A 25,895-nucleotide genomic window follows, 5' to 3' on the forward strand; every position below is an offset into this window, starting at 1 on the left:
TCACCATGAATTTTCAGTAGGCTGCGGCATCTCTTTTTGCCTAGCCTGAAGGATTAACTGAGCGCGAAGCAAGGCGGCGGTATCATCCTGCACTTGCTCGAGCTTTTTAAGTACCGGATTGCTGGCGGTCAGGGCATCGCTGTCGTTGGCAGGCTCACCGGATTCAGAGGCCATTGCCGCTGGCTGTTCGCCTTGTTCTCCGTCCTGATTTTGTTCGCCATCCTGACCTTGTTCATTCTGCTGTCCGTCTTGTTCCTTGGTTTGCTCTTGCTCAGATTTGGCTTCGCTATGTTGCTCGGCACCGTCTTGCTTGTTGGCGTCGGCGCTTTGCGGCTGACTCTGTTCAGAGGATTGCTCTTGTTGTTGATCTGCGCTTTCTTGGCCCGAACGTTCTTGCTCAGAACTCTCTTGCCCAGAGCCCTCTTGCTTAGACGGATTTTGCTGTTGCTGATCGCCTTGTTGATCCTGCGATGACTGATCTTGACTGCCTTGCTGGCTTTGAGACTTGTCCTGTGACTCGTCACCCTCACCCTGCTGTTGGTCGTTGTTTTGCTGATCTTTCTGTTCTTGTTGTTGTTGTTTCTGCTGTTCGAGGGCTTTTTTCACCACATCCAGATTGTGCTTGGCATCGGCGTTATCCGGCGTTTTCGTCAGCAAAGATTCATAGGTTTTCTGAGCAGCCTCTAAATCGCCAGCCTGGGCGTACGCATTGCCGAGGTTGTATTGAGAAACTGGATCGTCCAATTGCGACAAGGTCTCTATCGCGCCCTGATAATCTTCGGCTTTGTACTGCGCTATTCCTTTCCATGAAGGCGATTCAAAAGCGCTCGCCGCATCTTGATAATTGCCCGATTCAAACTGCTCGTAGGCTTGTTGATCGTCGGTCTTAAAAGCCGCAGCTGAAGCTGGGTTAATCGGCATGACAACAATCAGGGCGGCTAATACCACGCCTTTTCGAAAACCAAACAGCGCGAGTAACATGATAGGCAGGAGCAGCCAGAAACCATCGTTGATGCGTTCTTCAATGGTTTTACTCTTCCCATCGGCGTTGCCGTCGAGCGGCTTGGCGGTAAACGCGACGAGGTTATTCACGTCTCGGTTGGTCGGCTGCCACTGCTGGAGCATGCCGCCTGTTTTCTGGGTGATAGACGCCAAGGTATTAAGGTTAAGTTTCGCTATCACTGGCATGCCATTTTGTTCCAGCAATTTGCCGTCTGGCAGTTTGATTGGCGCACCTTGTTGTGTGCCGACCGCCAAAACAGAGACGCGATAATCGGTGCCCCCCAGCACGTTAAGCGCGGCGTTGGACTCGCTATTGCTCAATCCATCGGTGATTAACACGATGTCTCCTTGCGCAAACCCAGCTTGTTTCAACAAATCCATCGCTTGGTTTATCCCTGCAGCGGCGTTGCTACCGGGGATTGGCATAATGACGGGAGACAAATTCGGGATCAGGGTTTTTAGGGTTGCGGCATCTTCGGTTAACGGGCTGACGATGTAGCCATCGCCCGCATACGTCACCAAGCCTGTGCTGCCTTCTTTCCAGCCCGGTAACATGTCGAGCGCTTTGAATCGCGCTTGTGTCAGACGATTAGGGGCAATATCCGTGGCGTACATAGAGCGGGACATGTCCATCACCAACACGCGTGCGCCGGCAAGGTTAACCGCAGGTAATTCAGTTTTCTGCCAGCTTGGTCCAGCCAAGGCAATCACTGACATTAGCCATGCGCTAGCAAGCACAGCAACAGGCCAACGCTTGGGTTTGCGGTTAGCTGTTTGGTTGCCCGACAGCAACGCGGCGAGATGCGGCGCGATCAAGCCCGATTTTTGTGCTTTTCCTTGAACCCAAGGAAGAAGCACGGCGAGTGGCAATAAGGCCAACAGCCATGTGGGGTGCATAAAGGTAAAATCAGCCATGACGTCTCCTTAAAACAACGATGACGACAGACAACGCCAGCGCGAATCCAAGCGGAAAGCGGAAAAGCTCGTCTCGTGGTCGCCATGTTTGCTGAACGGTTGAGATCGGCTCTAGCTGGTCGATGAGTTGGTAAATGGTTTCAAGCTCTTTTCTGTCCCGAGCGCGGAAGTATTCCCCACCGGTCATTTTGGCGATGTCGGTCAGGGTTCTTTCGTCCAAATCTTGCGAAGGGTTAACCCGTCTTGTGCCAAACAAGCTGCGTTGCAGCATGCTGTCGGCACCAACGCCAATGGTATAAATGGTCACGTCGTTTTCTTTGGCAAGCTCTGCCGCTTCTAATGGGTCAATAACACCCGCCGTATTCGCGCCGTCACTGAGTAAGATGATCACGCGCTGCGGGGCTTTGCTATCAATAAAGGTTTTGGTGGCAACGCCTAAGCCTTCACCAATGGCGGTGCTTTCACCGATCAGCCCGAGAACGGCGCGTTCAAGCTGTTGCGCCACGGTGTTGCGATCCAGCGTGAGCGGCGTTTGCAGATAGCCGTGATCGGCAAATAGCACCAAGCCCACGCGGTCGCCTTCGCGTTTTGTGATGAAATCCGCCAGCACATCTTTGACGGCAGATAAGCGATCGGTGGTGCTGCCATTGGTCATCACCATGTCTTCCATTGCCATAGAGCCTGACAGATCGACGGCCAGCATCATGTCTCTGTGTTCTGGCTGGATCTGAATAGGGTCGCCATACCAAATCGGACGGGCAGCGGCGAGCACTACGCTCACCCACAGCAGCGCCATCAGCAGCTGTCGTAAACGGCTGCGTTGTTGTTTACCACCCAAGCCTTTTGGAATGCGGGGCAAGTGGATAGCCGCTGGGGTTGGCACGGGCTTGGCGAACTTGTATACCAGCAAGGGTAACGGCAGCAAAATAAACGCCCACCACCAGACAAACTCAAACATGGTTTGCCTCCTTGGTAGCGTTGCTGTCTATGGGTTTGCTGTTGGGCGGCAATGCTTGTTTTAACCACGTTTCTGCTAATGCTTTACAGGTATTCAGCTCGGCGTCTGACAGTGCGACGTTGGCAAATATCCCTTTCTGCCAAAGCTCGTCTTGGGCGACAAAGCCTTGTTTGATGGCAGGCAGTTGGCTGTCGAGAAATGCTAGCCACGCTGAGCCAGTCAGACCCGCAACCAAATCGCGGTCGAAATAGCTCAGTGCCGCGCGCTTTAATAATGCATTGATGGCAGCCAGTGAATCGGCTTGAGTTAGCTGATTGAGCGCTTCATTTCGCGCTTGTAAGCGTTGAGTACGCTGACGCAGCAAAAAGATGGCAAGTAATGTGCCTGCCAAAAGTGCTGCGATCAATGCCCACCAGCCCCATGCCAGCGGCCAGACCTCGGGGGCGATCTGAAGCTGAATATCGGCCAGTGGTAATGTTGTTGATGCTGTATTCGTCATGGTTATGACAATGCCTTCATCGTGTTTGACCTCATTTCGTATTGGTAGCGTTTGCACTGCCGCGACGTGTGCTGCCAATCTGCTGCAACAGCGGCTGTGCGGCGCTGATGGTATGCAGGGGAATCGCCAACGACCGCGCCATATCGGTAATAAATTGCTGGTGGCGTTGGTACTGAATGGCCAGACTTTCGCGGGTTTTACGCGCAGAAAAATCCAGCCATGCCGTGTCGATATCATCCGATACCCATTCATGACCGCGGTAGTCGGTTTGTCCCTGCTCAAGCGGGTCTGAAATCTGCACAAACTGAATGCGGTTATGTTGGCGAAGTTGGCTCAATCTGCGCTTGTCCGCTTGGGTCAGCGCGTAAAAATCGCTGATGATGGCGATTTCACTGCCTTTGGGACACAAATGGTGCATGTGTCTAAGCGCCCCTTGCCAACCTTCCGTGGAGGCAGTGTGGTTCTCTGCCGTCAGCATTTCTTTGTGGGATTCCATCAAGGCATGAATGATGTGCAAGGTACCTTGGCGTCTTGCGGTCGGTTTGCACTCACGCAGTTGAATGCCGTTGTAGATCACCGCACCAATGCGATCTTGTTGGCTCACCACCAACCAACTGAGTAGGCTGGCAAAGTGAGTGGCTTGAACCGATTTCAACATCAGTTGCGAACCAAACTTCATGCTGGCACTGAGATCGACCATCAGCATCACAGGCTGTTCCCGTTCTTCCGTGAACAGCTTGGTATGGGTTTTTCCGGTGCGAGCCGTCACCCGCCAATCAATAGCGCGAATGTCATCGCCCGATTGATACGGACGTACTTCAGAGAAGTTCATGCCGCGCCCTTTCTGGCGACTGCCGTGTTGGCCACTTAATTGCGACCAAATGCTCAACGCCGGCGGCAGCCATCGCACCGCCTGTTTCTGGTAGTGCAGCAGTTCAGCCAGACCCACGTTGACGCCGTCACTGTGTGGTGGCAAAACCGCGGTGGTGTCTGTCAGGCTCATACGCTGGCGACCTGCTCAATCAAGTGTTTCACCACGCTATCCGCCGCGATACCTTCTGCTTGGGCTTCGTAGCTCAACAGCAGGCGGTGGCGCAGTACAGGGTAGGCCATGGCTTGCACATCGTCGGGGGTCACGAAATCTCGCCCTGCTAACCATGCATGTGCACGGGCGCAGCGATCTAACGCTAACGTGGCGCGAGGGCTTACCCCCATTTGTAGCCACGCCGCCAGTTTGTCGCTGTAACGATGCGGATCGCGTGTGGCCATGATCAAACGAATGATGTACTTCTCGACATCTTCTGCCATGTGAATGCCAAGCACAGCCTGACGCGCTTCAAAAATGTTCTCTTGTTTTAGATGCACAGGCTCTTGTTTCTCTAGACCTTGCGCTTCGCCGCGATTAAGACGAAGGATCTCAAGTTCACTGTCGGCATCTGGGTATTCAACGTTTAATTGCAGCAAGAAGCGGTCGAGCTGTGCTTCCGGCAGCGGATACGTGCCTTCTTGCTCGATCGGGTTTTGCGTCGCCATCACCAGAAATAGCTCGGGTAACGGATAGGTTTTTCTGCCTGCCGTGATCTGCTTTTCTGCCATGGCTTCAAGCATGGCGGCCTGCACTTTGGCGGGGGCGCGGTTTATCTCATCCGCCAGTACCAGTGAATTGAAAATTGGCCCCGGCTGAAAGGTGAACTCTCCCGTTTCAGGACGGAAAATGTCGGTACCCGTTAGATCGGCTGGCAGCAAGTCAGGGGTGAATTGAATGCGGTGGAAATCCCCTTCAATGCAGTCCGCTAACATTTTGACTGCGCGGGTTTTCGCGAGACCCGGTGGCCCTTGCACCAAGATGTGACCGTCTGCCAATAAAGCGATCAGCAGTTGCTTAACCAGTTGTGGTTGGCCGATAACCTGACTTTGCAGGTAATCATTAAGGCGTTGAAAAGTATCCGATAACATAAAATTCTTGTCCTTGGTGAATCAAAAACAAAGGAAAAATGACCTGTTTGAGACCGCGTTGCAGCACAGAGGTTCACTGCCACTCAAAATGGAGGTCATTGCGCTCGCTTTCAAGGGGAAAAAGCGCAGTGTACCGAAAGTAATGCGCAATCAGTGTTCTCTTAAAAACGCACCACTCAATAATGCAAAGGCTCCCTATGATGATGTGTCTGCTATCTTTCTGATAGTTAAATCATCAGCCTTAATTCAGGGGGGAAGCATGATTTCTCGTCGTCGATTTATCCAACATGCCAGTGTGCTCGCCATGACATTACCGCTGACGCATCTTCTTAGCGCAAAAACAACTGGCGCGACCAATTTCTCTCAAGGTTGGTTTATGCCAGATGAAGCCTCACCGCACGTGCGAACATGGATGGCGTTCGGCGCCAACAAGCAGATCTGGGGAAGCGACCTATTGCCTGTCGTGCAAGAAAATCTGGCTGATATTGCGCTGACCATTGCCAAATATGAACCTGTGTCGATGTTGGTGCGCCAAAAAGACATGGCATTGGCAAAATCACTGATGGGCGACAAGGTGGATCTGATTGTCGGTGACATGGACGATCTGTGGGCGCGTGATACCGCCCCGACGTTTGTACTCAGCAACGTGGGAAATACTGGCGCGGTGGATTTCAACTTTAATGGTTGGGGCGACAAACAAATGCATCAGAAAGATGCGACGGTAGCGACGCAGATTGCCAAGTTGGCGAATGTACCTGTTATCAATACCCCTCTGGTGATGGAGGGCGGCTGCATTGAAGTGGACGGTATCGGCACAGCGATCATTACCGAAAGTTGCACCCTCAATAACAACCGAAACCCGAACATGTCAAAAGCGCAGTTTGAAGATCTGATCATGCCGTTGCTCGGGCTTGAGAAAATCATCTGGCTGCCCGGTATCAAAGGGCGTGACATTACCGATGGTCACACCGATTTCTATGCGCGATTTACCACGCCGGGCAATGTGGTAGTGGGCATAGATACTGACCCCAATTCTTACGAGTTCGCCTTAACCCGAGAGCATGCAAATATCTTAGCTAACGCGACCGATGCACAAGGTAATAGGCTCACGGTTAACCCGCTTGAAACACCTTCAAGCGTAAGGGAGGAATATGACGATCCCGATTTCGCCGCCGGATATGTGGGTTTTTACGTCTGTAATGGCGCGGTGATCATGCAAGAATTTGGCGACAAAGCCGCAGACAAAAAAGCCAAGGAAACCCTCGAACTGTTGTTCCCGGATCGTCAAATCGAAGCATTGAACCTTGATGCGATTGCTGCCGGTGGTGGCAGTGTGCACTGTGCGACTCAGCAAGAGCCGAAAGCGATGGATAAATTGAAGTGATAAATAAGTCGAAGTGATTTTGATAGTTGAAGTAATAGGGCGCATAGCTACAAAGCTAACGCCCTATCGGATCGCGGATTAAAACGCTTTAAGTGACGCTGAGTGATAGTGTGTAATGTCTAACTGCACATTGTACTCGCGGACCCACTCATCAAGCTGTGCTTGTGCTTCATTGAGGCTGCTCATGGTGATGGTGTTGTCGTCCAGTTGCCACAACTGGCGAGAGCCTTCGTAGCTGAACTGAAGCGCCAGCATGGCATCAGGATTGCCCAGTTTGGCAGCCGCTACGAGCTTTCTATTTTTCCGATAGATTAAATTCAGCGCCTGCTTGAGATCCCACACATACGCCACTTCGCGCATTTTAGGGTGAGTTTTCAGCTTGATCAGCGTCATCACCAACCCAATCGCGCTCACCACTACGCCAAGCAAATTCCAATGAAAGTGAGATCCCGTTTGAGACGGGAAAATCAGTATCAATGTCTGAGAAATCGCCAAGCTCGATATCGCCAAAATGGCAATACAGGCAACGATCACCCTGTTTAAACGTGAACGGTATAACGTTTTGTCGATCTTGATTAACTGCATGGGTTTTCCAATGTTCGTGGCCTGTCTGAAATCATACACCTTTCAATGGGTTGATTAAGGGATACTTTGTTGCAAATGGTATCCGTTGAGACAAGCCAGAAAAAAGAAGCGGATTTTGTTGTCGCAAGAAGAGATACATTGACGCACTTACCCAGTAAACTGCGGACATCAGAATAAGCGTAAAGCGGCCATGCAAACTCACTCTCATACATTGATCGATATCCCGTTCAACCAGCGCCACATTTGCTGGTTCTGTGGTGAACCCTCATCGGAAATTCTTCATTTTCCCCGTACTGCCCGAAAAAACGTCGAACATGCATTGTTGGCGTTACCGGCATGCAAAGAATGCGATGCCATCAAACACTCTCGCGACATCAATTCCATTTGGCAGTTTCGCGCCCACGTTAAACAGGCGCTCATCTCCAAATACACCAAGCACCTCGCCATCGGTGAAAACTGGACAAAAGAAGAACTCGAAGAAAGTGAATTTTCAGGGTCCATCTTGGGCGGCTTTGGTGAAAGTGCCTGGCACATGTATGAAATTGCCAAACAGCGCGTGGCGTATGAAGGTTGGCCACTTATTGTTGACGGCCTGACTTTTGATGCGATGGACGATACGAGCAGTTTTGAATTCAACGGCACATGCTATGCGTCACTCAGAAATTGTGTCGATTTCTTTGAAAAAGCGAGCGATATCGACAAAGAACTGCTCACTCAACTGGTTGAAATTGTCACCCCCGCGCGTTTTGATTACGCGTTAAAAATCGCGAAATTGAATAAGCGAATTTCCCCCGCTCGCCGCACCCAAATCATTGATGACATTGCCATTGAAGAAGCTGAAAAACGCGAAGCCGCGGCCCGAAGTGATCTTGAGCTATCCATTGAAGATGTCTCGGTTTCAGGCACGATTGCGCCGAGCTTTGCCATTCAGTGGGCAATAGCAAAAGGGGCGAGCACACTCTCTGAACTGTGCCCGCTAGAAGATGACTATTTTGATGACTTCCAACACCTTGGCGGCGCGGCGGCATTTGCCTCATACAATGGTTTGCAGCTGTATTTAGAAGCGCGAGAAAACGCAGCCTGGGTTAAAGCCAATGATCCGAACAAGGATGTGTGGTGAAGTGTGTTGAGAGAGAGAGAGAGAGGGCGGCTTTGTGTTACAACCATTATTCGCCCTTCCCTTCATTATGACGCTACCTTTTCTTCCTCGTCATAAACATCAAGGTCAACAGCACCGTGACCAACAAACCACTGCCCATGAGCAAGGCGTAGTCTTCGAGACGCAGGATGGAGTACAAGAGTGCATACAAACCGATAAGCATAGACAGCATGATCACGCCTCTCCCCACGCTGCCTGTTGCGCTGCCCACATACGCGGGAATGCTGATCAAGGGAATACTCGCTGCCGCCATGAATGCCATGGTGAAACTCATGTGTTCAGAAAGCGCCAATAGCACCAGATAAAACAGCGTCATGGCAGCACCCACCATGGCGTACTGCAGCGCCGACAAGCTCTGTGCATTGCCTTGCTTCATACCAAGTTCAAACATCATCAATACAATAAACGTCAACGCAACAAACAGCAGACCGTACTTCAATGAGCGCTCAATCTTTCCGTAGTGAGTGTTTGGCTCAAATAGCTGGGTATAAGCATTCGCCTCGTCGAGGTTGATGCTGGCAGAATCAACAAACACCTGCGGATAATTTCGGCTTAAATGGCTGATATTCCACGTGGCAGAAAAGCCGTTATCGTTAATGTTTCTCGCCGTTGGCAGTGCGCCCACAAAGCTTGGGTGCGGCCAGTCTGTTGTTAATTCAAACGTTGAGCTTTCCCCTAACGGCAAGAAACCAATTCCTTGCGAACCACGTAAACGGATTTTAAAATCCAACGTAAACGGCACGGGTGTTTCCGCCAGCGAGATAGGACGATGAAAGCCACGTTTCAGTGCATCAGTGTCCAGCCCGGTGCCCGACATCAAACTCATTTCAGCGGGTAGCCCTTCTCCTGTCACCGTGAACATGTCTACGCCATCAATCGCTTTGTTTGCGGATAACCCGAACACCAAACGTGCGGCATCAAAATGGAAGGTTTCGAGGTTGGCAATATTGGGTAGCGCAAATTGAAAATCAGCCTTACCTTCGATCGTGCTTTGGTAAACGAGAGACTGATAAATGCCTCGAGTGCGAAAGTCATGTGTTAATGCCGCTTTCAGATCCAGCGTTGTCGGTAAGATCACGACTTCGTCGTAGCGACGTGTTCGACGTTCACTTACTTCTTTCACTTCCCCGTCACCCGTTGCCACCTCTTGAATCACCACATAGGTGTAAGGCAGCACCAGCACAGGCCCAGCCAAGGTTTGCTCACTCCCCCACGATTGGCCAATTTCATTCACCACGTCGTTGTACAAATACTCCCGCTCGTTCGCCATGTCATGCACCATGGAGAGTGGCACGATGGCGAGTAAACAAAGCACCAAGGCCAACACGCCTTTTAATAACAGGGAGCTGCGCGCTTGCACCTCAGGTAAATCAATATTGATGTTTAAACGGTTTAGCCCTGTTTTTACTAACACGAATGCGCCAAAGCCAAAAACGGCGAGCAGCAATAGGGCGAGAAGCCCAAAAATTAAATCAGTCATGAGTCTTCCTTGCAAATGATTGGCGAGATGATGTGTGAAAGGACATTAAACCAAAGCAACGAAGTCACAGGCTGGCAATGTGGTGATCAATGGTGGCGAGAATATGGCGGCGCAGTTAAGCCAAACGGAAGTCTGATGATTTACAGAAGATGGTTTGACTTAATGTGAACGGGTTTCAACGTTCAGTTCGCCAATCACTATGATGGTTCAATGTGAAAATCGCACAAAATATCAAAACTGCATGTTCAATATTCGTCAAACTGCCATTTTTAAACGAAAGGTAAGTAATGATGGAAAAGCAGAAAATATGGGAAACCTACGCAAGCGCTTGGAAGGCTGAATCAAAAGAAGAAAAAATTGCGCTGTTTAGGCAGTCAATGAATGAAAATGTGGTGTATACCGACCCCCTCATTCAAACAGAGACTTGGGACGACTTGCTTCAGTATATGTTGGACTTTCATCAACAAGTCGATGGTGGTCACTTTGTTACGACGTATTTCATGTCACACCACAATAAATGCCTCGCGAAATGGAATATGTGCGATCGAGAAGGACATATACTCGGAGAGGGGATCAGTATCGGTGAATACAATGATGAAGGGCAGTTGGTATCCGCCACCGGCTTTTTTGAATTGCCAGAACAAGGGTAAGCATATTGACCTATTTGGACAAAATTCAGATTGGCGTCGATTTTATCGAAGCCAACCTTGGAAACGACATACAGTTGAATAACGTGGCGAGAATTGCAGGGTTAAGCCAATGGCATTTCCAACGTATCTTCAAAGCGCTAACCGGTGAGACGTTAAAAACCTACATTCGAAATCGCCGGTTATCGTGCTCATTGCTTTCCCTTGAGGTCGACGACAACCGCATATTGGATATTGCGCTGGAAGCGGGATTTGAATCTCAAGAAGCCTATACGCGCGCCTTTAAGTCACTTTTCGGTGTGACGCCAAACCAATATAGGCAGATAGAAGGCAAGAAACGATGGTTGAAAAAGATTCAATTTACACCTGATTACCTGCGTCACTTGAATCAACAAGTTAAATTGGAACCAGAGATCATTGACCAGAAAGCCATGATGCTCGTCGGGCTGGGAACCACGTTTTATGGGTCTGACTCAGATAAAAATAATATCAGCCAAATGTTGCCGGCACTTTGGGACGCATTTTTACCAAGAATCAAAGAAATTCAATGCCGCAGCGATCCTTATGTGGCTTACGGTGTGGTGCAACCAACAACAGAAAACACTGAATTGTTGGAATACATCGCAGCAGTGGAGGTTTCGTCACTCACAAATATTCCTGATGGACTCACCGCGGTGTCGATCGCAGCATCACGATATGCCAAGTTTTCACATCGTGGTAAACCAACGCAATTAGACAGCACCGTCAATTTCATTTATTCCACGTGGTTGATGGGGGGGATCGATTGGCATACTCAAGGACCAGACATTGAAACATATGGAAGAGAATACCAACCTAATTCAGATGAGTCGGTCATTTACTATTCTATCCCCATTCAATAATAGGGGCATAAAATGACAGAGAAATTTCGCCACCAAATTGTATTTAGAATGCGACTCATCTCCTGCCTTGCTTCTCTTTTTCTATTCCTCAGTCTCTTTCCAAATGCTTCGGTTCCTCCGTCAGTTTCTGATAAGCGAATGAAAGGGTGATGACAGCCAGCATGGTTATTAAATGGCTAGAAAAGGAAAAGATTGCATCAGGAACACCGAGAAATCCTAGAGTAATCAAGAATAAGCTAAAAATCAGCGGCGTTATTGCAACAACGCAAAGCATGTAGAACGTTCGCTGCGCTGTCAGTTTCCAAGCATAAGGAAACGATACCGCTTTGCCGAGAGCGATAGCCGGGAATACGAGACAAAGGCGGCATGAAAAAATCCCCCCTACAATAATAAGCACACCAACAAACGCACCAAGCACCGACGCTAATAGAAAGATCGCATAAACCCCGAACCAAAGACTGAGATAATGTGCCAAAAACCACAGCTCTATCTTGCCTATCTTGAAACGCCCCCACTTCGGTACTGATTCTTCCCCTTCAAGCACAATGCGGTGAACGTTTATGGCGATAATTGAGCTTAATATCGCTTCTATGAATATCACGGCATAAATGAACGATACGCTTTGCAATTCAATCGCGACCAATTGCAGAAAAATTGACACCAAAATTGGGATAATGGTAATGCGTAAAAGCGCCATTTTGTGCCGAAACGTAAACCAAAACGCAGCTGAAAGCGTGTCACCAAACATCTGGATATCCTTATCAATCCATTGAACAAACTCGCTTTCTCAGCAAGCAATACGCGCATTGTTAACGCTAACCCAATTCAGTTTACAGGGGTTACTCAATCCTAAGACCGCACGGAAATAATCGCGGTTTGGGTCAGGGGGTATTCCGCCTTAAACGCCTCATTTCTTTAAATGCGTATAAAATATTAGACAAAACGAAGTTGATAACAATTATCGTTTAAAGTTGAAACAAGAATTGTTATATTATAACAACTCTTGTTCTCGTGACGTTGATGTTGTGTCTTTTTTTCATCGTGTTACTGCATCGCCGCAGTTTATATTCTTACTCCTTTGTTTAACGCTAGGGTTAAGTTTCGCTTCCTTGCACCACGAAGCCGACACGTCTGAAGACTTTCACACAACGCACCAATGCTCGGTTTTTGATTCCATTAACCATGCAGTGATTTACGCGACCGTTTCGATACCAACAACCGTGGATCCCGAACATGACAAAACCTTTGAAAGTGTAGAAGCTCGCCTTAGCGCGAATTTCCGTCCACGCACTCGCTCGCCACCGTTGTCATAGCGCCCTCCATTTAATCATTACACCTTCATTTTTATGACGTTAAAGGAATACGTTAGGGATCTTTATGACTGAAATTTCATACGCCACGGTGGCGAAAAAGAAGAAAATCGTTCGATTGTTTGTTTATGGTGCGCTCATTCTTGCTTGTGTTGCCGTATGGTTCTCGACGAAACAACCTGTACAGTTAACCCCTGAAAAATCAAATACATTATCCATCAGTGGGCCTTGGGAAATCTCAAGCTTAGACCCGTCTAAACAAGGCTATATTCTTACCCGCATGCAGGTTATCGAAACCTTGTTGAATGTGAATAAGAAAGGCGACATTACGCCGGGTTTGGCGTCTGCATGGAAGGTCAGTGATGATGGACTGGATTGGACGTTCACACTGAAAGACAGCGTCGTATTTCACGATGGCACAGCCATGAACGTCGATGCGGTTTTGGGCAGCCTAAACAATGCCTTGAAAAAGCACGGTACGCTGAAAAAAGCCTCAGTAGAAAGCATCAAAGCCGTTGGCGATAACCAAATCCAATTTCATTTGCGCGAACCTTACGTCGCTTTCCCTGCACTTCTGACTAACTATTCGACGGCCATTGTTGCGCCGGCGTCCTATAACGAAACGGGAGAGGTAGCGACACTGTATGGAACAGGGCCGTATCAAATGGAAAGCTTCGAACCACCCCACAAGCTGACGGTGAAGAAGTTTGGCGACTATTGGGGAGACAATGCCAACATCACGTTCGCAACCTACCTGACAGGGCACCGTCCTGAAAGCCGTATTCTTCAAGCAAAATCGGGTGAAGCTGACATCGTGTTTACCCTCGCCCCTGCCATGATTCCGCAGTTGGCAGACACCAGCGATGTGAAGGTACACAGCAACCTGATCCCACGTACCTTGTTTGTCAAACTCAACAGCGGTCACCCTTTCCTTGATGACGTGCGCGCTCGTAAAGCCCTAAGCATGGCAATCAATCGTGCGGCGATTGCCAAAAATGTCTTGAGTGCAGAAGGTTCTGAAACAGCGCAGTTGCTACCAAGCTCTATGTCTCAATGGTATGTGGCTGACGTGCCGAACGACGAATTTGACCAAGCTGAAGCCAACGCGCTATTCGCTGAAATGGGCTGGACAGCCGATGAAAACGGAAAACTCACCCGTGATGGCAAGCCTTTTCAAATTCGTTTAATCACCTACGCAGATCGCCCTGAACTCGCCACCGTCGCGACTGCGATTCAAGCGCAGTGGGCAGAGCTTGGCGTGGATTTGATTGTCGATATCACCAACTCAAGCATGATCCCAGCAGGACATGCAGATGGTTCGCTCGAGATGGCGCTGATTGCACGTAACTTTGGCTTCATCGCAGACCCTCTTCCTATCATCAGCACCGATTTTTCTAACGGCGGTGGCGATTGGGGCACCATGAACTGGGAAAATGCAGAAGTGGATGCCGCCATTGCAGAGCTTATTCAAACCCGCGATACAGCCAGAAGCACGGCATTGAGCCAGCAAGTCGCAAGAGCCATTCACGAAGACTACCCCGTGTTGCCTATTTCCAGTTACAGCCAACACACCGCAGTAAACGGTCGTGTTCAAGGCTTCGCGTTTGACCCGTTTGAGCGAAACTACTTCATCAACCAAATGGATTTTAAATAAACATGCTTTTGCTGATTAAAAAGCGGTTATTCCAATTGGTTCTTGTGGTTTGGGGGGTTGGTACCCTCACGTTTATTATGATGAGAAGTTTACCCGGTGATATGGCGTATCGCATTGCAGCAAGCCGATACGGGCAAGACAACGTAGATACCGCCGCCGCCGATTTGGTGCGCGAAGAACTCAACCTCGACCAAGGCTGGTTCAGCAGTTATGTCAGTTGGTTGATGGAGCTGATGCAATTCAACCTTGGCAATTCACTCGTGAGCGGCTTGCCAGTGAGTGAAGCCGTTGCTCACCAGCTCGGTCATTCGCTTCTACTGGCGGTGTTTGGGATTTTGTTGTCTTCGCTGATTGCCGTGCCCTTAGGGATTTGGTCAGCAAAAAAAGGCGGGGCCATTAACAGTGCGCTTGTTTGGCTGTCCACCTGCACCAAAGCGCTGCCGGTATTTGTGCTCGGTTTGGTACTCATCCTGATCTTTGCGATGGAATGGCAACTGCTTCCCGTCGCAGGGTTTGGCACGTGGCAACACCTAGTGCTGCCCGCCCTCACACTTGGTATTAGCTTGGCCGCTGTGTCTAACCGCGTGGTGCATGCAAGCACACTCAACGTCCTGCATTCACCTTTCTATCAATTCTCCCGCGTCAAAGGGCTGTCTGAGGTACAAACCTTTCTCCGTCATGGTGTGAGAAACATGGCCGTACCCGTCATCGCGTTTATCGGCATTCAACTGGTGAGCGTGATTGAAGGCATCGTGATGATCGAATCACTGTTTTCATGGCCGGGTGTTGGGCATGGATTAGCGCATGCCATTTTTGCGCGTGACATTCCCGTCATCCAAGGGTGTGCGCTCGCGATGGGCATTTTGTTTGTGTTACTGAACAGCGTTATCGACGTCGCGTGTTATTGGATCGATCCGAGAGGGAGAGAAGCACAATGATAAAAAATCTCACGCCTCGAAAACGTATCGGATTATCCATTTTGTTTGTGTTGTTTGTGTTGTTTGGTTTTGCACTCTGCGTTAACTGGCTATCGCCTTACACCATGGAACAACAAAATCTCGCCATGACCTTACTTCCACCAGACAGTGTGCACTGGCTAGGGACTGATCATTTCGGTCGGGATATGGCAACACGCCTTGCCAGTGCCATTACGCTGTCTTTCTCATTAAGTTTGCTGTGCGTGATCACGTCATCGGTGTTGGGTGTCGCCCTAGGCGTGTGCTCTGCGTGGGCGGGAGGACGCGTTGAACAAGCCTTAGATGTGTTGGTGAACATTCTTCTCGCCTTGCCGGGTTTGGTCATGGTGCTATTGCTTGCCGCCATTGCGCCAGGTTCATTCCTTGTGCTTTATTTGGCGATTTCACTGGTTCAGTGGGTTGAGTATTATCGCGTCACTCGTGTCATTACTCGCACGAGAATCAATAGCCCAGAAAGACAACTCTCCGCCATGATGGGATTTGGAAAGTGGTATCAATTCAAACGTCATATCTGGCCAGCTATTTTGCCTTCGATATTAACCATGGCCGCTTTTGGGGGAGCAAACGCCATCCTCATGATGGCATCGCTCGGCTTTGTCGCTGTCGGCATTCAGCCGCCGCTCGCTGAACTTGGGTTAATGAGTGTCGAACTCTTCCCGTTCTATATCGAAGCACCTTGGGTGTTGGCGCAACCTTTGGTTGTGGTCGCAATGCTGGTGTTAGGTTTTCATCTTTTAGCAGGAACAGGCGATGACCCCATTAATTCAATTGACTGATCTGTCGATCACCGCGGGGGATGTGTCGCTGCTTGAGCCACTCTCGCTATCGCTCTTTCAGGACAAACCCTTAACCATTCTCGGTCAAACAGGATCAGGAAAAAGCCTGTTAGCGCAAGCGATCATCGGCTTGCTACCCGTGACATTGCAGCAACACGGTCGGGTTGAAGTTCTGGGAAAAGCTCATGATATACCCGCGTTGAAAACACGCTGGGGCAAACAAATGATCATGTTGCCTCAAGAACCTTGGCGCGCATTAGACCCATTGATGCAAAGCTATCAACAAGTGGCAGAAGTGTATGAGTGCGTGCACGAGCAAACCCCAGAATCAGCCTTTGATAACGCAATCTATGATTTGGATGAGTTGGGGTTGAAATCCAGTGCGTTGAAACGACCCGGCGAGCTTTCTGGTGGTATGGCCCAGCGTTTGGCAGTGGCAGCCGCGACAGCAGGCGGCGCGACCTTAATTCTGGCCGATGAACCCACTAAAGGGCTGGATGTTAGCCGCAGAGACGACATCATCAACCTTTTGCGGAAAAGCGCCCAAGGTGGCGGCTTGCTCACCATCACCCATGACATTGATGTTGCTCGCCAAATTGGTGGCGACATCATTGTGATGAAAGAAGGCACCGTGGTTGAACAAGGCACTGCATCACAAGTACTCGAAACGCCGCAACACGCATACACCCAAGCACTGATCGCCGCAGACCCTCGTCATTGGCAAAAAAGTGCGTACCCACAAGCATTCACTAAGCCTGTGTTGACCGTTAGCGATTTAAGCATTGGTCGCCAACACAAATCCCTCGCGAAAGACATCTCTTTCACCTTGCATGCAGGTGAAGTCATGGGTGTGGTGGGCGACAGCGGCTGCGGTAAAAGTACGCTGGGTGACACACTACTCGGGTTACTCCCGCCCCTAGAGGGAAAAATTGAAAAGTTGGGTGAAAACGTTACCCCTTACCAATGGCTCAAACTGTTTCAAGACCCACCATCCGCTGTTACATCAAGCGTTACGCTTGGGACGCTACTGGACGATCTGACCACGCTTCATAGCATTGATCGGCAGAAGGTTGCGCACTTGATGGAAAAGCTCAAACTTGCCCCTGAGTTGCTTGAACGACGAAGTACTTCCGTGTCTGGCGGCGAGCTACAGCGTTTTTCTATACTTCGTGCGCTGCTGCTCGACCCTGTGTTCTTGTTCGCCGATGAACCCACATCTCGTCTCGACCCTATCATTGCCAAAGAAGTGACGGAGCTTTTGATCATGCTAGCAAAGGAACAGCACTGCGCCGTGTTGTTGGTTAGCCATGATAAAAACCTGATCGAGAAGTGCTGTGATTCGGTGCTTTCAATCTCGGTTACGCGCTTTCCTTTACGCTATCGCTGACGGTTTTTTCAGGTGCTTTCTGTTTAACAGGGAAATACAAATACGGTGGAAAGTTAACGATAAATGCCATGAATCGTTTGATGGATGATGTTTTGTGTTTGTTTTGAGTTGGTGTAGACATGCGCAAGCTCCAAAAGTCTGTTTTTATACCCGTGGCAATAAGTTAGCGTGACGTAACGTTATAATTTATCGCGTGTTATTAACCGTGGGGCGTTGTTGTTTTTCAGGCATAGTAAGGGGGGAGTCAGCATGTGAATACTGAATTTACGTTCCATTACAATAGATTGCATAAACTCACAGTAGTTGGCAAAAATTGCCGTAAATCGAATGAGTTATGAACAAAAGACGACATTTCAGCCCTCAAAATTTGAGGTTTTTTTGCGTATTATTAACACTCAAATGGCGTTTATTGGGTGTTCAAGTAAACCTAGGCGTAACACTGATCCCAGCGGATCACGGAAATAACACATCAGTTTTAGGCTTGCCCATCCAGTTTTTTCATTTCGCACTCTGAGAACGCCACAAACCCAACGGGGATATCGCTGTCCAGCTTAGTAATGATCTTTTCAGCACTCTCTTGACCAAACCCACCGCAAAGCTCGACCACTTGAGCGCCATTGGCAATGAGCTGTCTGGCTGCGTCAATTGCTTCTTCATCTGAACTCACGCCGAGAATTTCTGAGCGAAACAGAGGGGATTCAATTACAGACTGATGCTGATCTTTCTGGTAGTCCGGTGATTTTATGATGAAACCGTAGCGGGAAATCATAGGGCATCCTTGGTTGTGTTTATGGTCGCATTAAATGAGCTCGTTGCCGATGTTTGACCGATAGGGTTTCCGCTATATCAGACTTTATGTTTTAGTTTAATGCATTAAAACATCCGGCTCGCTAAACCGACGTTTTTTGGTGGGGAAGGGCACATAGGCGTGTCCGCAACTTCTTGTCATGTCAGTTTTAGCTGATGTTTATCACTTTAGTCATTTGGATAAATACGTATGTTGAAATGCCCCCACTGCAATGAAAGAACGATACCTTTTTCTAAAGCTCTGTTTACACGGACGATGCGTGCAAAGCATTGTTCTCATTGTGATAAAGCTTGGCGCATTTCTATGACGGTAGTCATTATTGCTAGTGTTGGTTCAGTCATTTCGATCCAAGTCGCCTTGAGTTTTGACTTCAATGTTTTGTTCGCTTTCGTACTTGGCGCGTTAATCGCTGGTGGGACTTACTATTTTTGTCCACTTTCAAAAATTGAAGTGAGTGAGTAACCCCTAATTATCCAATTAACTATCCGGTGTCAGTCGTCATATGAGCGAAGAGTGAATAATGATTATCGAAGAAACGGAATTCGCCGATTTAGCATCAGTCGTTGAGTTGGTTGGTCATGTGGCCAATACAAGTATCCTTCCACATTTTAGTGAAGAAGGGCGGGAGTTCTTTACCACGAAAATCCTGCCGGACGTAGAAACGACGTTTGATCGAACGTGCTTTCAGAGTGCGAAAATGACTGATAATGGAAAATTGATCGGCTTTGGCGCGATCAGAGACAAAGACTATATAACGCATTTGTTCGTCGATAGTGATTATCAAGGAAGGGGTTTAGGTAAGCTACTTTTGCAGCACCTGTTAGCGCTAGCGGATGCCGACGAAGTTCGTTTAAGGGCATCGGTTAATTCAGTCAGCTTTTACGCATCCCAAGGTTTCAACACCACCGACAGCGAAGCGGTATTTAATGGCATCAGGTTTGTGCCTATGTGTTGGGTAAGGACATTGTACCGATGAGTTTTTCAGCGAATAGTGTCGAGGTGATGTTCCAACACACTTTTGCCCCTTTCCTTCTTAGGTCAATTGCTCTAAAAAAATTGCGGTTCCCCAATTCGCATTAGGTAATATTATCCAAAACTGTCATTCCTAAAATTAACTAGTCACTCAAATAACCATGGAGGTGGAGCATGGTGACTACTAATAAACAGAGACGACACTTAGGGCAAAAGAAACCATTTAAACTTCTTAGCTTCAAGTTTGAAGTGCGACATTTCGTCGTCAGGCATCATTTATCCCAGAATTCTGTTCAAGCAAAGCAAAACGCAACGGGATGTTCAATTTGAGATAACAACAAAAACTCAACACGCACTTAGCCAGTGGTTGTTTGTCAGTCAACTTTCGCCGCAGGACTTTATCTTTCCCAGCCCCAGAAAAACTGGGGCGCAATGAGCTACTCCTACTACGCCCACATCATAAAAAAGTGGGCAACGACACTTGGACTTGACGCTGTGCAGTATGGGACCCACTCCATGCGAAGGACTAAGGCAACGCTGATCTATGCGAGAACAAAAAATATCCGGGCGGTACAACTACTTTTAGGGCATGTGAAACTTGATAACACCATTCGCTATCTTGGTGTCGAGATCGAAGATGCGCTTAAAATTTCCGAAGATACAGATATATAGAGATGTGGTTGATATACTCCTTTTAAGAAATTGATTAGCTAAAAGCTCTATAAACGATACAACGTGAAAATTGCCTGTGCCTCTTTGGGTTGCAGGCGATTTCTTTCCACTGGAGAAAATGAATTGGAACTTTCACCCAGCGAGTTGGCTATTCAGAAAAAGGCCTTGGATTTTGCCAAGAAAAATCGTACTAGGATTTGCCGCAGACTGACTGATACCAGTATCTACGCTCCAGAGAAGGATCCAGTTTCTGTGTTTATGAGCGGATCTCCAGGCGCAGGGAAAACTGAATCATCTAAGGAGCTGGTCGCAGCTTTAACTGAAGATGGTGGGCATGTTTTGCGCCTAGATCCTGATGATTTAAGGGAGGAGTTTGAAGATTACAATGGTAACAATTCATACTTATTCCAAGCTGCGGTGATTACTCTTGTCGAACGTGCTATGGATATGATTTTTAAGAATAACCAGAGCTTTCTTCTTGATGGAACGTTGGCTAGCTTTAATGTTGCGGATAAAAACATTAGCCGCTCGCTAAGAAAGGACAGGATGGTATTAGTGGTTTTTGTCTATCAACGACCGGAGCTGGCGTGGAACTTTGTAAAGGCAAGAGAGAAGGTCGAAGGGAGAAGAATCTTACCAGAGCATTTTGTTGAACAGTTCTTTGGTTCTCAGCAAGTTATCGAACAACTTAAAGAAAAATATGGCTCTCAAATTCAGGTGGATTTGCTTCTTAAAGATAACGATGGAACGACCCACAGCCATCACAGCGATGTGAGCAGTTTGCAACCGTATTTGGATCCAGCGTATACTTTGGAAGTTGTAAGAGAAATAGTAGGTGCTAGCATGCACTAGGAGAAGCGTGATGATTGATTCTAAAGCCAACAATGCGACCTCACCACTTGCGAGATTTGTTCGTAACGCATCTGCGGGTGATAAAAACAAGGTTTATAAGCGCATCATTGTCGCAGCGACAGAGTCTCAAAACAAAACTATCCAAAAAGCCCATTCTGTTCAGGGATAATTCTATTCTGCTTGCCAGTCATGAACTATGATTGGCATATCTAAAACTTCGAAGCCAGTAACTTCCGTACATAGTTCGTATGAATCAGTACATCTAAATCTCCATCATTTTTGCCCCCAAGTGAGCCTGCATCATTTTTGATGAGGTATTTAAAAGTCTCCTATTCACCCTGATTTTTATAATCCGAACATTCACTTTTCCACTTTTGGGACACACAGCATATGCCAGTGCGCCACATACTATTGAATCACCCGTTTTCGAAACGTGATAAAACGTGACCTACTTTTAGAGATAATCTAAAAATATGAAAGATATTGATAGTCTTAAAGCAAAGTTTACTAATTCAGATTGGAAGACATTGTTGAAAGTAACAAATGAACTTGTACTTATTGGCGATGATGATGTTGTTTCATTTTTTATTGGGAAATTAGCTTCTAAAAGTAGTGATATTAGGAATGCGGCAGCCTTGGGCCTCAGGGATATTGGAGATGAGCGAGCTGTATCTGATTGACGGCGTTCTGAATCCGATCGAAAGTAACCGTTGTGCTACTTTGGCATATGCGCTTGAAACTCATGAGTGTAGTTTGGAGTTTCTGGATATATTTCGAATGCTATTTTATTCAAACTACGAGTGTAAGTGGAGCGCCCATAATATACTAAGTGACCAAGAGTTTTTTTTACAGATGCAGACCTGTTAGAAGTAAAGAAAATGTGGAGTGAATGCTTATCAAACCCTAAGCTATGTCCCGCATTCGAAGATTCAAAAGATGGAATTCAGGGGGATGTAGATTCATATTTATGGCATCTGTCGCCCAATAAGATCCAAGAGGGTAGCTAACTGTAGTCGAACAGTCATTAGCTTTTATTATTAATTTAGCGACCAAGTAATTGGCCTAGTCAGCTCATTTCTTGTCCAAAACCCTCTCACCCATTAACCGCTCCCTCTCGAGTTCCTTTTTAGTCCCGAAGTTCAGCGAGCTGATCGACAACACAATCGATAAACAGCCGTGTTTTCTGGGGTAGGTAATCTCTTGCGGTATAAACGGCAAAAATCGAGAAGCCTTTCACGGGGTGCTGTGGAAGCAACTCAACCACACCCCCTGAATCCAGATCTTGTTGATACAACCATCTTGGCCCCCAATGGATCCCTGCTCCTGCGACCACCAAAGGGCGAATTGACCGTAAGCTGTTGGCAGCCACATTGCTGTGAATGCCTTGATGTGAAAACAGATTGCCATCTTCAAACGCAATATCCACTCTCGCTTGATAAAGCGAATACAGCACAAACTGATGTGATTTCAGATCGTCGAGTTTTTTCGGTGTTCCCATTCTCGCTAGATAATCAGGGCTTGCCACCAACACGCGGGGAATGTCGCCCACCTGCCGTGCATAGAGCGAAGAATCAGCTAGCGGCCCAAAGCGAAACGCCACATCGAGATTTTTCTCAAGCAGATTGTCTACGTCACTGCCAAGCAACAATTCCACCGACAAGTCCGGAGCCTGTTTTTGGATTTGTAAAATGACAGGAACCAGAAACCGCTCGCCAAAATCCACCGTGGCACTCACTCGTAATCGCCCTCGAACTGAAGATGAGCCGCCGGTGATTTCCTCTTCCAGCGCAGATTGCTCGATGGTGAGTTTGCTAAGGCCTTTGTAGTAAGCCTGTCCCAATTCGGTGGGCAGTGAACGCGCCGTTGAGCGCTGAAGCAGTTTGACCTGAAGCCTTGCTTCCAATGCCGCGACTTTTCGACTGAGCGATGAAGCTTCCACGTCTAGATGCAGCGCAGCTTTTTTAAAGCTGCCAGATTCAACGACCTGAAGAAACGCTTGTTCGTGAGTGATCATACTTATTGCATTTTTAACATTCCGTAAATGCAAATTAGCACCTTCTTTACTCATTGTCACAACTGTTACCTTCTGTCACTAAAGGACTAACAAGGAATGACCACATGAAAAGGTTCAAGGTACTTACCTCGATATTTATTGCATATATTGCATTTATCAGTGCGCCGCTTGCGCAGGCAAAGGCGTCAGCGAAGGCTGTAGAGATTGCCCAAAACATCTACACTTTCTCGCAATCTGGAGAGTATATCTCCATGTTTGCAGTGACCGATGAAGGCGTTGTTGTGTTTGAAACGATCAACACACCTCACGCGAAAGCCATGGTTAAAGAAATCCAATCGATCACAGATAAACCGATTGTCTGGGCGCTTCAAACGCACAACCACTGGGATCACTCAAGTGGCGGGCAAGTCTTCCTTGATCAGGGCGCCAAAATTCTTGCTCACAAAGATGCCGCGAAGTGGATTAAGGCCAACCCTTATCCGGATATGGTCAATCCGACTGATACGTGGTCGGGCTCTCGCAAGGATATGATGTTTGGTGATACCAAGGTTGAACTGCATTTTCTGGGTTTAAACCACGGCATGGGTATGACTGTGTTCGTGCTACCGAAAGAGCGCATTGCCTACATTGCCGATCTGGTGACACCTAATCGTGTCATCTTTGCTGTCGTACCGGATTTCAACCCACGTGAATGGGAACGTTCGTTGAGTGAAATTCTCGCGCTGGATTTCGACCGTGCGGTGTTTTCTCACAATGAAGGAGAGAACCCTCTTCAAGGTGGCGGCAAAGAGGAAATTCAGGCCCAACTTGCGTTCATTCAGGATTTACGTGCCGGCTTTTATGCGGAGTTACAGAAAGGCACAAACCCATTCCTGATCCCCTCAGTATTGAAGCTACCCAAATATGAGAATTGGGTGGGTTACGATCAGTGGTTGGAAATGAACATCTGGCGCATTTTGTCGGACGAGTTTATGGGGCCTTTCCCTTGGTATGATGTAGACGCCAAATAAAACAAAAAAAGGCTGGAGCAAGACTCTGGCCTCTTCTCACCCCGCCAATTCAAGGCTCATTGTCTAATCACTCACACCCTCTTTATGCAGCGCTCGCTGCCGAAACCTCCCTAGGTAGGCTTTCCTCTTCTGCCAAGGAACTGATTGTGGTTTTCATCATCAGGGGATTGGTGAAGCCTGCCGCGCTAAGAAAACCGTGGCAAATCACACTTCAGCATTTAGAATGCGACTATTGAAATCTATAACGACTTAGAGTGACCTTATGCTTCGCGATTACACCTTTGACTGTCTCGTCACCATGCCACGCCATGAACTGGAAGAGTTTAGTGCTCGCATCATAAGCCGAATGGTGCCAGAGGACGTGATGAGTGAAATTTTCACGTTTGAGCAAGAAGAAGTAGACAGCGAAGAGCGCCTATTGTCTGCACGCCTTGATGCCATGCTGCGTATGACCGCTATCGCACTGAGTGAAAATCAACAAGCCTTTGATGACTCAGACAATGCGAAGCAAAATAGCGAAAGGATGACACGATTAATCCTGTGGCATTTCTATGCAATATCGTTTCGATTGGAGCAAGCAATTTCCCTTGAAACACATTGTGAGCACGTTGAAGCAACATTGAAAAATGCACCTGTGGATGTATTTGGCTGGGTTAACGCCCTGACAGAGCTGCTTCACACCTATGCCGACATCAGTGCGAAACAAAACCCTCAAGATTAACGGAATCGCTGAGACAGTTTTGCGCCTTTATTTGTTAGCACTGATACTCTCAACATTCATAGAATTCTGCAATTGTCGTCCCCCTAAAAGAAAAAAATCCTCAAGCAATCGCTCGAGGATTTTTATTTAGTTTAAGCAAAGATAAAGCTATATAGGTAACCTGCGCCGATTGCCATGGTTAGGATGACAAATAAGAAGGCTGCAATCATTTGGTTCTTAAATATTGATTTTAAAAGAATCACTTCTGTAAGACTTGCACCCGCACTACCGATGATAAGTGCCATTACTGAGCCTAACGCCATGCCTTTTTGTACCAGTGCAGCACTGAGTGGAATGACCGCTTCAGCACGGATGTACAAGGGAATACCGATGACCGCTGCAACTGGAATCGCATACCATTTCGCTTCACCTGCGTATTTGACAATTAAATCCGTCGGTATGAAGCCGTAGATTAACGAGCCGATTGCAATACCCATTATTAGGTATGGGAAGACTTGCTTGAAATCTTTCCAGGTTGAGTGCCAAATTCGTACCCAACGGCTTGGTTCTTTGTCTTCAATAATCGTTGCTGTCGCACTGCCGTCTGCTGAGCAGCAAGATACTTCAATTTTTGGTTCAGCTTTTTGCGCGCTATCACCACAGCAAGAGGTTTTCGCCGCCATTGGCGCTGGTTCACAATATGCACTTGTAGCACGGCTTAATACAGGTTTTTCTTCAGCTTTTTTCTCGCTTGAGTCACCACAAGAAGTACCGCATGAAGACGCACCTGCTGCTTCGTACGCTTCTGGTTTTACATAACGCTCAAAGCTCAGTTTTTCAAGGGTGTAACCAGCAACAACTGACACTGTCATTGCGACGGCAAAGTAAAATACTGCCACTTTCCAGCCGAAGGTGATCACAAACAAACCAATGATGACTGGGTTAAGCAATGGGCTGGCAAATAGGAACACCATCATAGGGCCGAAACCCGCTCTCGCACGCAACAAACCTTTTAGGAAAGGAATCGTTGAGCAAGAACAAAAAGGGGTGATCGAACCTAATAGCGCGGCGATAAAGTAACCTTTCCCCTTTTTCGAACTCAGGATGGATTGAACTTTTTCTGGGGTAAGAAATTCTTGCAAAATGCCAACAATATAGCTGATTGCTAGGAACAAGATGATTAGCTCTGTGGCTAGAAACGCAAACATATTGAGCGCTTCTTTTGCCATGGTCATGATTTCTGGATTCATATTCATTCTCCTACTGATGTCTAATCAGTCACTGTAAATTCCCTAAA

At 47.8% G+C, this 25,895-nt stretch carries 28 protein-coding genes and 1 pseudogene; 17 read left to right on the plus strand and 12 right to left on the minus strand.

Annotated elements, in window-relative coordinates:
- The 5 genes from A1OO_RS11410 to A1OO_RS11430 are packed head-to-tail and all read right to left on the minus strand — an operon-like array spanning position 1 to position 5,330.
- Positions 1–1,917, minus strand: coding sequence for a VWA domain-containing protein (locus tag A1OO_RS11410; RefSeq protein ID WP_017003091.1), 1,917 nt, complete (start codon positions 1,915–1,917; stop codon positions 1–3).
- Entirely contained in the window at positions 1,910–2,875 is a 966-nt protein-coding gene (locus A1OO_RS11415; RefSeq protein ID WP_016959957.1) for a vWA domain-containing protein, read from the minus strand. Before A1OO_RS11415 ends, A1OO_RS11410 begins: the two co-directional genes overlap by 8 nt.
- The gene (locus A1OO_RS11420) at positions 2,868–3,374 is read right to left on the minus strand and encodes a DUF4381 domain-containing protein (RefSeq protein WP_017003092.1); all 507 of its coding nucleotides are present in this window, start codon (positions 3,372–3,374) and stop codon (positions 2,868–2,870) included. The genes A1OO_RS11415 and A1OO_RS11420 overlap by 8 nt, the downstream gene beginning before the upstream one ends.
- A gap of 31 nt (positions 3,375–3,405) precedes the next feature.
- Positions 3,406–4,377 carry a DUF58 domain-containing protein gene (locus tag A1OO_RS11425; protein ID WP_017003093.1) on the minus strand — a complete coding sequence of 324 codons (972 nt, stop codon included), beginning with the start codon at positions 4,375–4,377 and terminating at the stop codon, positions 3,406–3,408.
- A complete protein-coding gene (locus tag A1OO_RS11430) occupies positions 4,374–5,330 on the minus strand; it encodes an AAA family ATPase (protein WP_017003094.1) in 957 nt (318 codons plus the stop codon). Before A1OO_RS11430 ends, A1OO_RS11425 begins: the two co-directional genes overlap by 4 nt.
- 259 nt (positions 5,331–5,589) lie before the next feature.
- Here A1OO_RS11430 and A1OO_RS11435 point away from each other — a divergent pair, with 259 nt between their 5' ends.
- Positions 5,590–6,714, plus strand: a complete 1,125-nt coding sequence (locus A1OO_RS11435) for an agmatine deiminase family protein (protein ID WP_026023823.1) — start codon at positions 5,590–5,592, stop codon at positions 6,712–6,714.
- A 78-nt stretch (positions 6,715–6,792) separates the two neighbouring features.
- Here A1OO_RS11435 and A1OO_RS11440 read toward each other — a convergent pair whose 3' ends face one another.
- Positions 6,793–7,299: a DUF3087 domain-containing protein gene (locus tag A1OO_RS11440; RefSeq protein WP_017003096.1), complete on the minus strand. Its 507-nt coding sequence runs from the start codon at positions 7,297–7,299 to the stop codon at positions 6,793–6,795.
- A 190-nt stretch (positions 7,300–7,489) separates the two neighbouring features.
- On the opposite strand from A1OO_RS11440, the gene A1OO_RS11445 reads away from it, so the two are divergent.
- Positions 7,490–8,419: a hypothetical protein gene (locus tag A1OO_RS11445; RefSeq protein WP_017003097.1), complete on the plus strand. Its 930-nt coding sequence runs from the start codon at positions 7,490–7,492 to the stop codon at positions 8,417–8,419.
- Positions 8,420–8,492: 73 nt separating this feature from the next.
- Here A1OO_RS11445 and creD read toward each other — a convergent pair whose 3' ends face one another.
- A complete protein-coding gene (gene creD / locus A1OO_RS11450; protein ID WP_017003098.1) occupies positions 8,493–9,938 on the minus strand; it encodes a cell envelope integrity protein CreD in 1,446 nt (481 codons plus the stop codon).
- Positions 9,939–10,225: 287 nt separating this feature from the next.
- On the opposite strand from creD, the gene A1OO_RS11455 reads away from it, so the two are divergent.
- Together A1OO_RS11455 and A1OO_RS11460 are read left to right on the plus strand one after the other, a co-directional pair.
- Complete coding sequence (locus tag A1OO_RS11455; RefSeq protein ID WP_241819099.1) at positions 10,226–10,588, plus strand: nuclear transport factor 2 family protein; 363 nt, start codon at positions 10,226–10,228, stop codon at positions 10,586–10,588.
- A gap of 5 nt (positions 10,589–10,593) precedes the next feature.
- The gene (locus A1OO_RS11460) at positions 10,594–11,466 is read left to right on the plus strand and encodes an AraC family transcriptional regulator (protein ID WP_017003100.1); all 873 of its coding nucleotides are present in this window, start codon (positions 10,594–10,596) and stop codon (positions 11,464–11,466) included.
- Positions 11,467–11,554: 88 nt separating this feature from the next.
- Here the strand turns inward: A1OO_RS11460 and A1OO_RS11465 are convergent, their stop codons facing one another.
- Entirely contained in the window at positions 11,555–12,214 is a 660-nt protein-coding gene (locus A1OO_RS11465) for a hypothetical protein (protein WP_016959967.1), read from the minus strand.
- A 277-nt stretch (positions 12,215–12,491) separates the two neighbouring features.
- On the opposite strand from A1OO_RS11465, the gene A1OO_RS23025 reads away from it, so the two are divergent.
- From A1OO_RS23025 to A1OO_RS11485, 5 genes are all read left to right on the plus strand, one after another.
- Positions 12,492–12,779, plus strand: a complete 288-nt coding sequence (locus A1OO_RS23025; RefSeq protein WP_241819100.1) for a DUF2607 family protein — start codon at positions 12,492–12,494, stop codon at positions 12,777–12,779.
- Between the two features lie 64 nt (positions 12,780–12,843).
- The gene (locus A1OO_RS11470) at positions 12,844–14,430 is read left to right on the plus strand and encodes an ABC transporter substrate-binding protein (RefSeq protein WP_017003101.1); all 1,587 of its coding nucleotides are present in this window, start codon (positions 12,844–12,846) and stop codon (positions 14,428–14,430) included.
- A gap of 2 nt (positions 14,431–14,432) precedes the next feature.
- Positions 14,433–15,368, plus strand: a complete 936-nt coding sequence (locus tag A1OO_RS11475) for an ABC transporter permease (RefSeq protein WP_016959970.1) — start codon at positions 14,433–14,435, stop codon at positions 15,366–15,368.
- Positions 15,365–16,183 carry an ABC transporter permease gene (locus tag A1OO_RS11480; RefSeq protein ID WP_017003102.1) on the plus strand — a complete coding sequence of 273 codons (819 nt, stop codon included), beginning with the start codon at positions 15,365–15,367 and terminating at the stop codon, positions 16,181–16,183. Before A1OO_RS11475 ends, A1OO_RS11480 begins: the two co-directional genes overlap by 4 nt.
- On the plus strand, positions 16,158–17,570 hold the full coding sequence (locus A1OO_RS11485; RefSeq protein WP_016959972.1) for an ABC transporter ATP-binding protein: 1,413 nt from the start codon (positions 16,158–16,160) through the stop codon (positions 17,568–17,570). Before A1OO_RS11480 ends, A1OO_RS11485 begins: the two co-directional genes overlap by 26 nt.
- On the opposite strand, the gene A1OO_RS23465 is transcribed toward A1OO_RS11485, so the two are convergent.
- Together A1OO_RS23465 and A1OO_RS11490 are read right to left on the minus strand one after the other, a co-directional pair.
- Entirely contained in the window at positions 17,542–17,691 is a 150-nt protein-coding gene (locus tag A1OO_RS23465) for a hypothetical protein (RefSeq protein WP_158008589.1), read from the minus strand. The two genes, A1OO_RS11485 and A1OO_RS23465, sit on opposite strands and share 29 nt — an antisense overlap.
- Positions 17,692–18,045: 354 nt before the next feature.
- Complete coding sequence (locus A1OO_RS11490) at positions 18,046–18,339, minus strand: DUF6506 family protein (RefSeq protein ID WP_016959973.1); 294 nt, start codon at positions 18,337–18,339, stop codon at positions 18,046–18,048.
- A 342-nt stretch (positions 18,340–18,681) separates the two neighbouring features.
- Between A1OO_RS11490 and A1OO_RS11495 the strand changes: the two genes are divergently transcribed.
- From A1OO_RS11495 to A1OO_RS11515, 6 genes and pseudogenes are all read left to right on the plus strand, one after another.
- On the plus strand, positions 18,682–18,840 hold the full coding sequence (locus A1OO_RS11495) for a hypothetical protein (protein ID WP_241819102.1): 159 nt from the start codon (positions 18,682–18,684) through the stop codon (positions 18,838–18,840).
- Between the two features lie 58 nt (positions 18,841–18,898).
- Positions 18,899–19,354, plus strand: coding sequence for a GNAT family N-acetyltransferase (locus A1OO_RS11500; RefSeq protein ID WP_017003104.1), 456 nt, complete (start codon positions 18,899–18,901; stop codon positions 19,352–19,354).
- Between the two features lie 170 nt (positions 19,355–19,524).
- A pseudogene (locus tag A1OO_RS11505) lies at positions 19,525–20,022 on the plus strand (tyrosine-type recombinase/integrase).
- A 123-nt stretch (positions 20,023–20,145) separates the two neighbouring features.
- The gene (locus A1OO_RS11510) at positions 20,146–20,874 is read left to right on the plus strand and encodes a zeta toxin family protein (RefSeq protein WP_017003105.1); all 729 of its coding nucleotides are present in this window, start codon (positions 20,146–20,148) and stop codon (positions 20,872–20,874) included.
- A gap of 10 nt (positions 20,875–20,884) precedes the next feature.
- On the plus strand, positions 20,885–21,043 hold the full coding sequence (locus A1OO_RS23575; protein ID WP_017003106.1) for a hypothetical protein: 159 nt from the start codon (positions 20,885–20,887) through the stop codon (positions 21,041–21,043).
- 304 nt (positions 21,044–21,347) lie between these two features.
- A complete protein-coding gene (locus A1OO_RS11515) occupies positions 21,348–21,554 on the plus strand; it encodes a HEAT repeat domain-containing protein (RefSeq protein WP_017003107.1) in 207 nt (68 codons plus the stop codon).
- Between the two features lie 446 nt (positions 21,555–22,000).
- Here the strand turns inward: A1OO_RS11515 and A1OO_RS11520 are convergent, their stop codons facing one another.
- A complete protein-coding gene (locus A1OO_RS11520) occupies positions 22,001–22,888 on the minus strand; it encodes a LysR family transcriptional regulator (protein ID WP_017003108.1) in 888 nt (295 codons plus the stop codon).
- 104 nt (positions 22,889–22,992) lie between these two features.
- On the opposite strand from A1OO_RS11520, the gene A1OO_RS11525 reads away from it, so the two are divergent.
- Complete coding sequence (locus A1OO_RS11525; protein ID WP_017003109.1) at positions 22,993–23,898, plus strand: MBL fold metallo-hydrolase; 906 nt, start codon at positions 22,993–22,995, stop codon at positions 23,896–23,898.
- Between the two features lie 262 nt (positions 23,899–24,160).
- Positions 24,161–24,619, plus strand: coding sequence for a hypothetical protein (locus tag A1OO_RS11530; protein WP_017003110.1), 459 nt, complete (start codon positions 24,161–24,163; stop codon positions 24,617–24,619).
- Between the two features lie 131 nt (positions 24,620–24,750).
- Here A1OO_RS11530 and A1OO_RS11535 read toward each other — a convergent pair whose 3' ends face one another.
- On the minus strand, positions 24,751–25,848 hold the full coding sequence (locus tag A1OO_RS11535; protein ID WP_017003111.1) for a permease: 1,098 nt from the start codon (positions 25,846–25,848) through the stop codon (positions 24,751–24,753).
- Positions 25,849–25,895 lie beyond the last annotated feature (47 nt).

Source organism: Enterovibrio norvegicus FF-33, assembly GCF_000286835.2.
Taxonomy (GTDB): domain Bacteria; phylum Pseudomonadota; class Gammaproteobacteria; order Enterobacterales; family Vibrionaceae; genus Enterovibrio; species Enterovibrio norvegicus_A.

Excerpts from the sequence above, each read along its gene's own strand:
- A1OO_RS11410 (WP_017003091.1), bottom strand. The coding sequence starts at position 1,917 with ATGGCTGATTTTACCTTTATGCACCCCACATGGCTGTTGGCCTTATTG.
- A1OO_RS11415 (WP_016959957.1), bottom strand. The coding sequence starts at position 2,875 with ATGTTTGAGTTTGTCTGGTGGTGGGCGTTTATTTTGCTGCCGTTACCC.
- A1OO_RS11420 (WP_017003092.1), bottom strand. The coding sequence starts at position 3,374 with ATGACGAATACAGCATCAACAACATTACCACTGGCCGATATTCAGCTT.
- A1OO_RS11425 (WP_017003093.1), bottom strand. The coding sequence starts at position 4,377 with ATGAGCCTGACAGACACCACCGCGGTTTTGCCACCACACAGTGACGGC.
- A1OO_RS11430 (WP_017003094.1), bottom strand. The coding sequence starts at position 5,330 with ATGTTATCGGATACTTTTCAACGCCTTAATGATTACCTGCAAAGTCAG.
- A1OO_RS11435 (WP_026023823.1), top strand. The coding sequence starts at position 5,590 with ATGATTTCTCGTCGTCGATTTATCCAACATGCCAGTGTGCTCGCCATG.
- A1OO_RS11440 (WP_017003096.1), bottom strand. The coding sequence starts at position 7,299 with ATGCAGTTAATCAAGATCGACAAAACGTTATACCGTTCACGTTTAAAC.
- A1OO_RS11445 (WP_017003097.1), top strand. The coding sequence starts at position 7,490 with ATGCAAACTCACTCTCATACATTGATCGATATCCCGTTCAACCAGCGC.
- creD (WP_017003098.1), bottom strand. The coding sequence starts at position 9,938 with ATGACTGATTTAATTTTTGGGCTTCTCGCCCTATTGCTGCTCGCCGTT.
- A1OO_RS11455 (WP_241819099.1), top strand. The coding sequence starts at position 10,226 with ATGATGGAAAAGCAGAAAATATGGGAAACCTACGCAAGCGCTTGGAAG.
- A1OO_RS11465 (WP_016959967.1), bottom strand. The coding sequence starts at position 12,214 with ATGTTTGGTGACACGCTTTCAGCTGCGTTTTGGTTTACGTTTCGGCAC.
- A1OO_RS11470 (WP_017003101.1), top strand. The coding sequence starts at position 12,844 with ATGACTGAAATTTCATACGCCACGGTGGCGAAAAAGAAGAAAATCGTT.
- A1OO_RS11475 (WP_016959970.1), top strand. The coding sequence starts at position 14,433 with ATGCTTTTGCTGATTAAAAAGCGGTTATTCCAATTGGTTCTTGTGGTT.
- A1OO_RS11480 (WP_017003102.1), top strand. The coding sequence starts at position 15,365 with ATGATAAAAAATCTCACGCCTCGAAAACGTATCGGATTATCCATTTTG.
- A1OO_RS11485 (WP_016959972.1), top strand. The coding sequence starts at position 16,158 with ATGACCCCATTAATTCAATTGACTGATCTGTCGATCACCGCGGGGGAT.
- A1OO_RS23465 (WP_158008589.1), bottom strand. The coding sequence starts at position 17,691 with ATGTCTACACCAACTCAAAACAAACACAAAACATCATCCATCAAACGA.
- A1OO_RS11490 (WP_016959973.1), bottom strand. The coding sequence starts at position 18,339 with ATGATTTCCCGCTACGGTTTCATCATAAAATCACCGGACTACCAGAAA.
- A1OO_RS11495 (WP_241819102.1), top strand. The coding sequence starts at position 18,682 with ATGACGGTAGTCATTATTGCTAGTGTTGGTTCAGTCATTTCGATCCAA.
- A1OO_RS11500 (WP_017003104.1), top strand. The coding sequence starts at position 18,899 with ATGATTATCGAAGAAACGGAATTCGCCGATTTAGCATCAGTCGTTGAG.
- A1OO_RS23575 (WP_017003106.1), top strand. The coding sequence starts at position 20,885 with ATGATTGATTCTAAAGCCAACAATGCGACCTCACCACTTGCGAGATTT.
- A1OO_RS11515 (WP_017003107.1), top strand. The coding sequence starts at position 21,348 with ATGAAAGATATTGATAGTCTTAAAGCAAAGTTTACTAATTCAGATTGG.
- A1OO_RS11520 (WP_017003108.1), bottom strand. The coding sequence starts at position 22,888 with ATGATCACTCACGAACAAGCGTTTCTTCAGGTCGTTGAATCTGGCAGC.
- A1OO_RS11525 (WP_017003109.1), top strand. The coding sequence starts at position 22,993 with ATGAAAAGGTTCAAGGTACTTACCTCGATATTTATTGCATATATTGCA.
- A1OO_RS11530 (WP_017003110.1), top strand. The coding sequence starts at position 24,161 with ATGCTTCGCGATTACACCTTTGACTGTCTCGTCACCATGCCACGCCAT.
- A1OO_RS11535 (WP_017003111.1), bottom strand. The coding sequence starts at position 25,848 with ATGAATCCAGAAATCATGACCATGGCAAAAGAAGCGCTCAATATGTTT.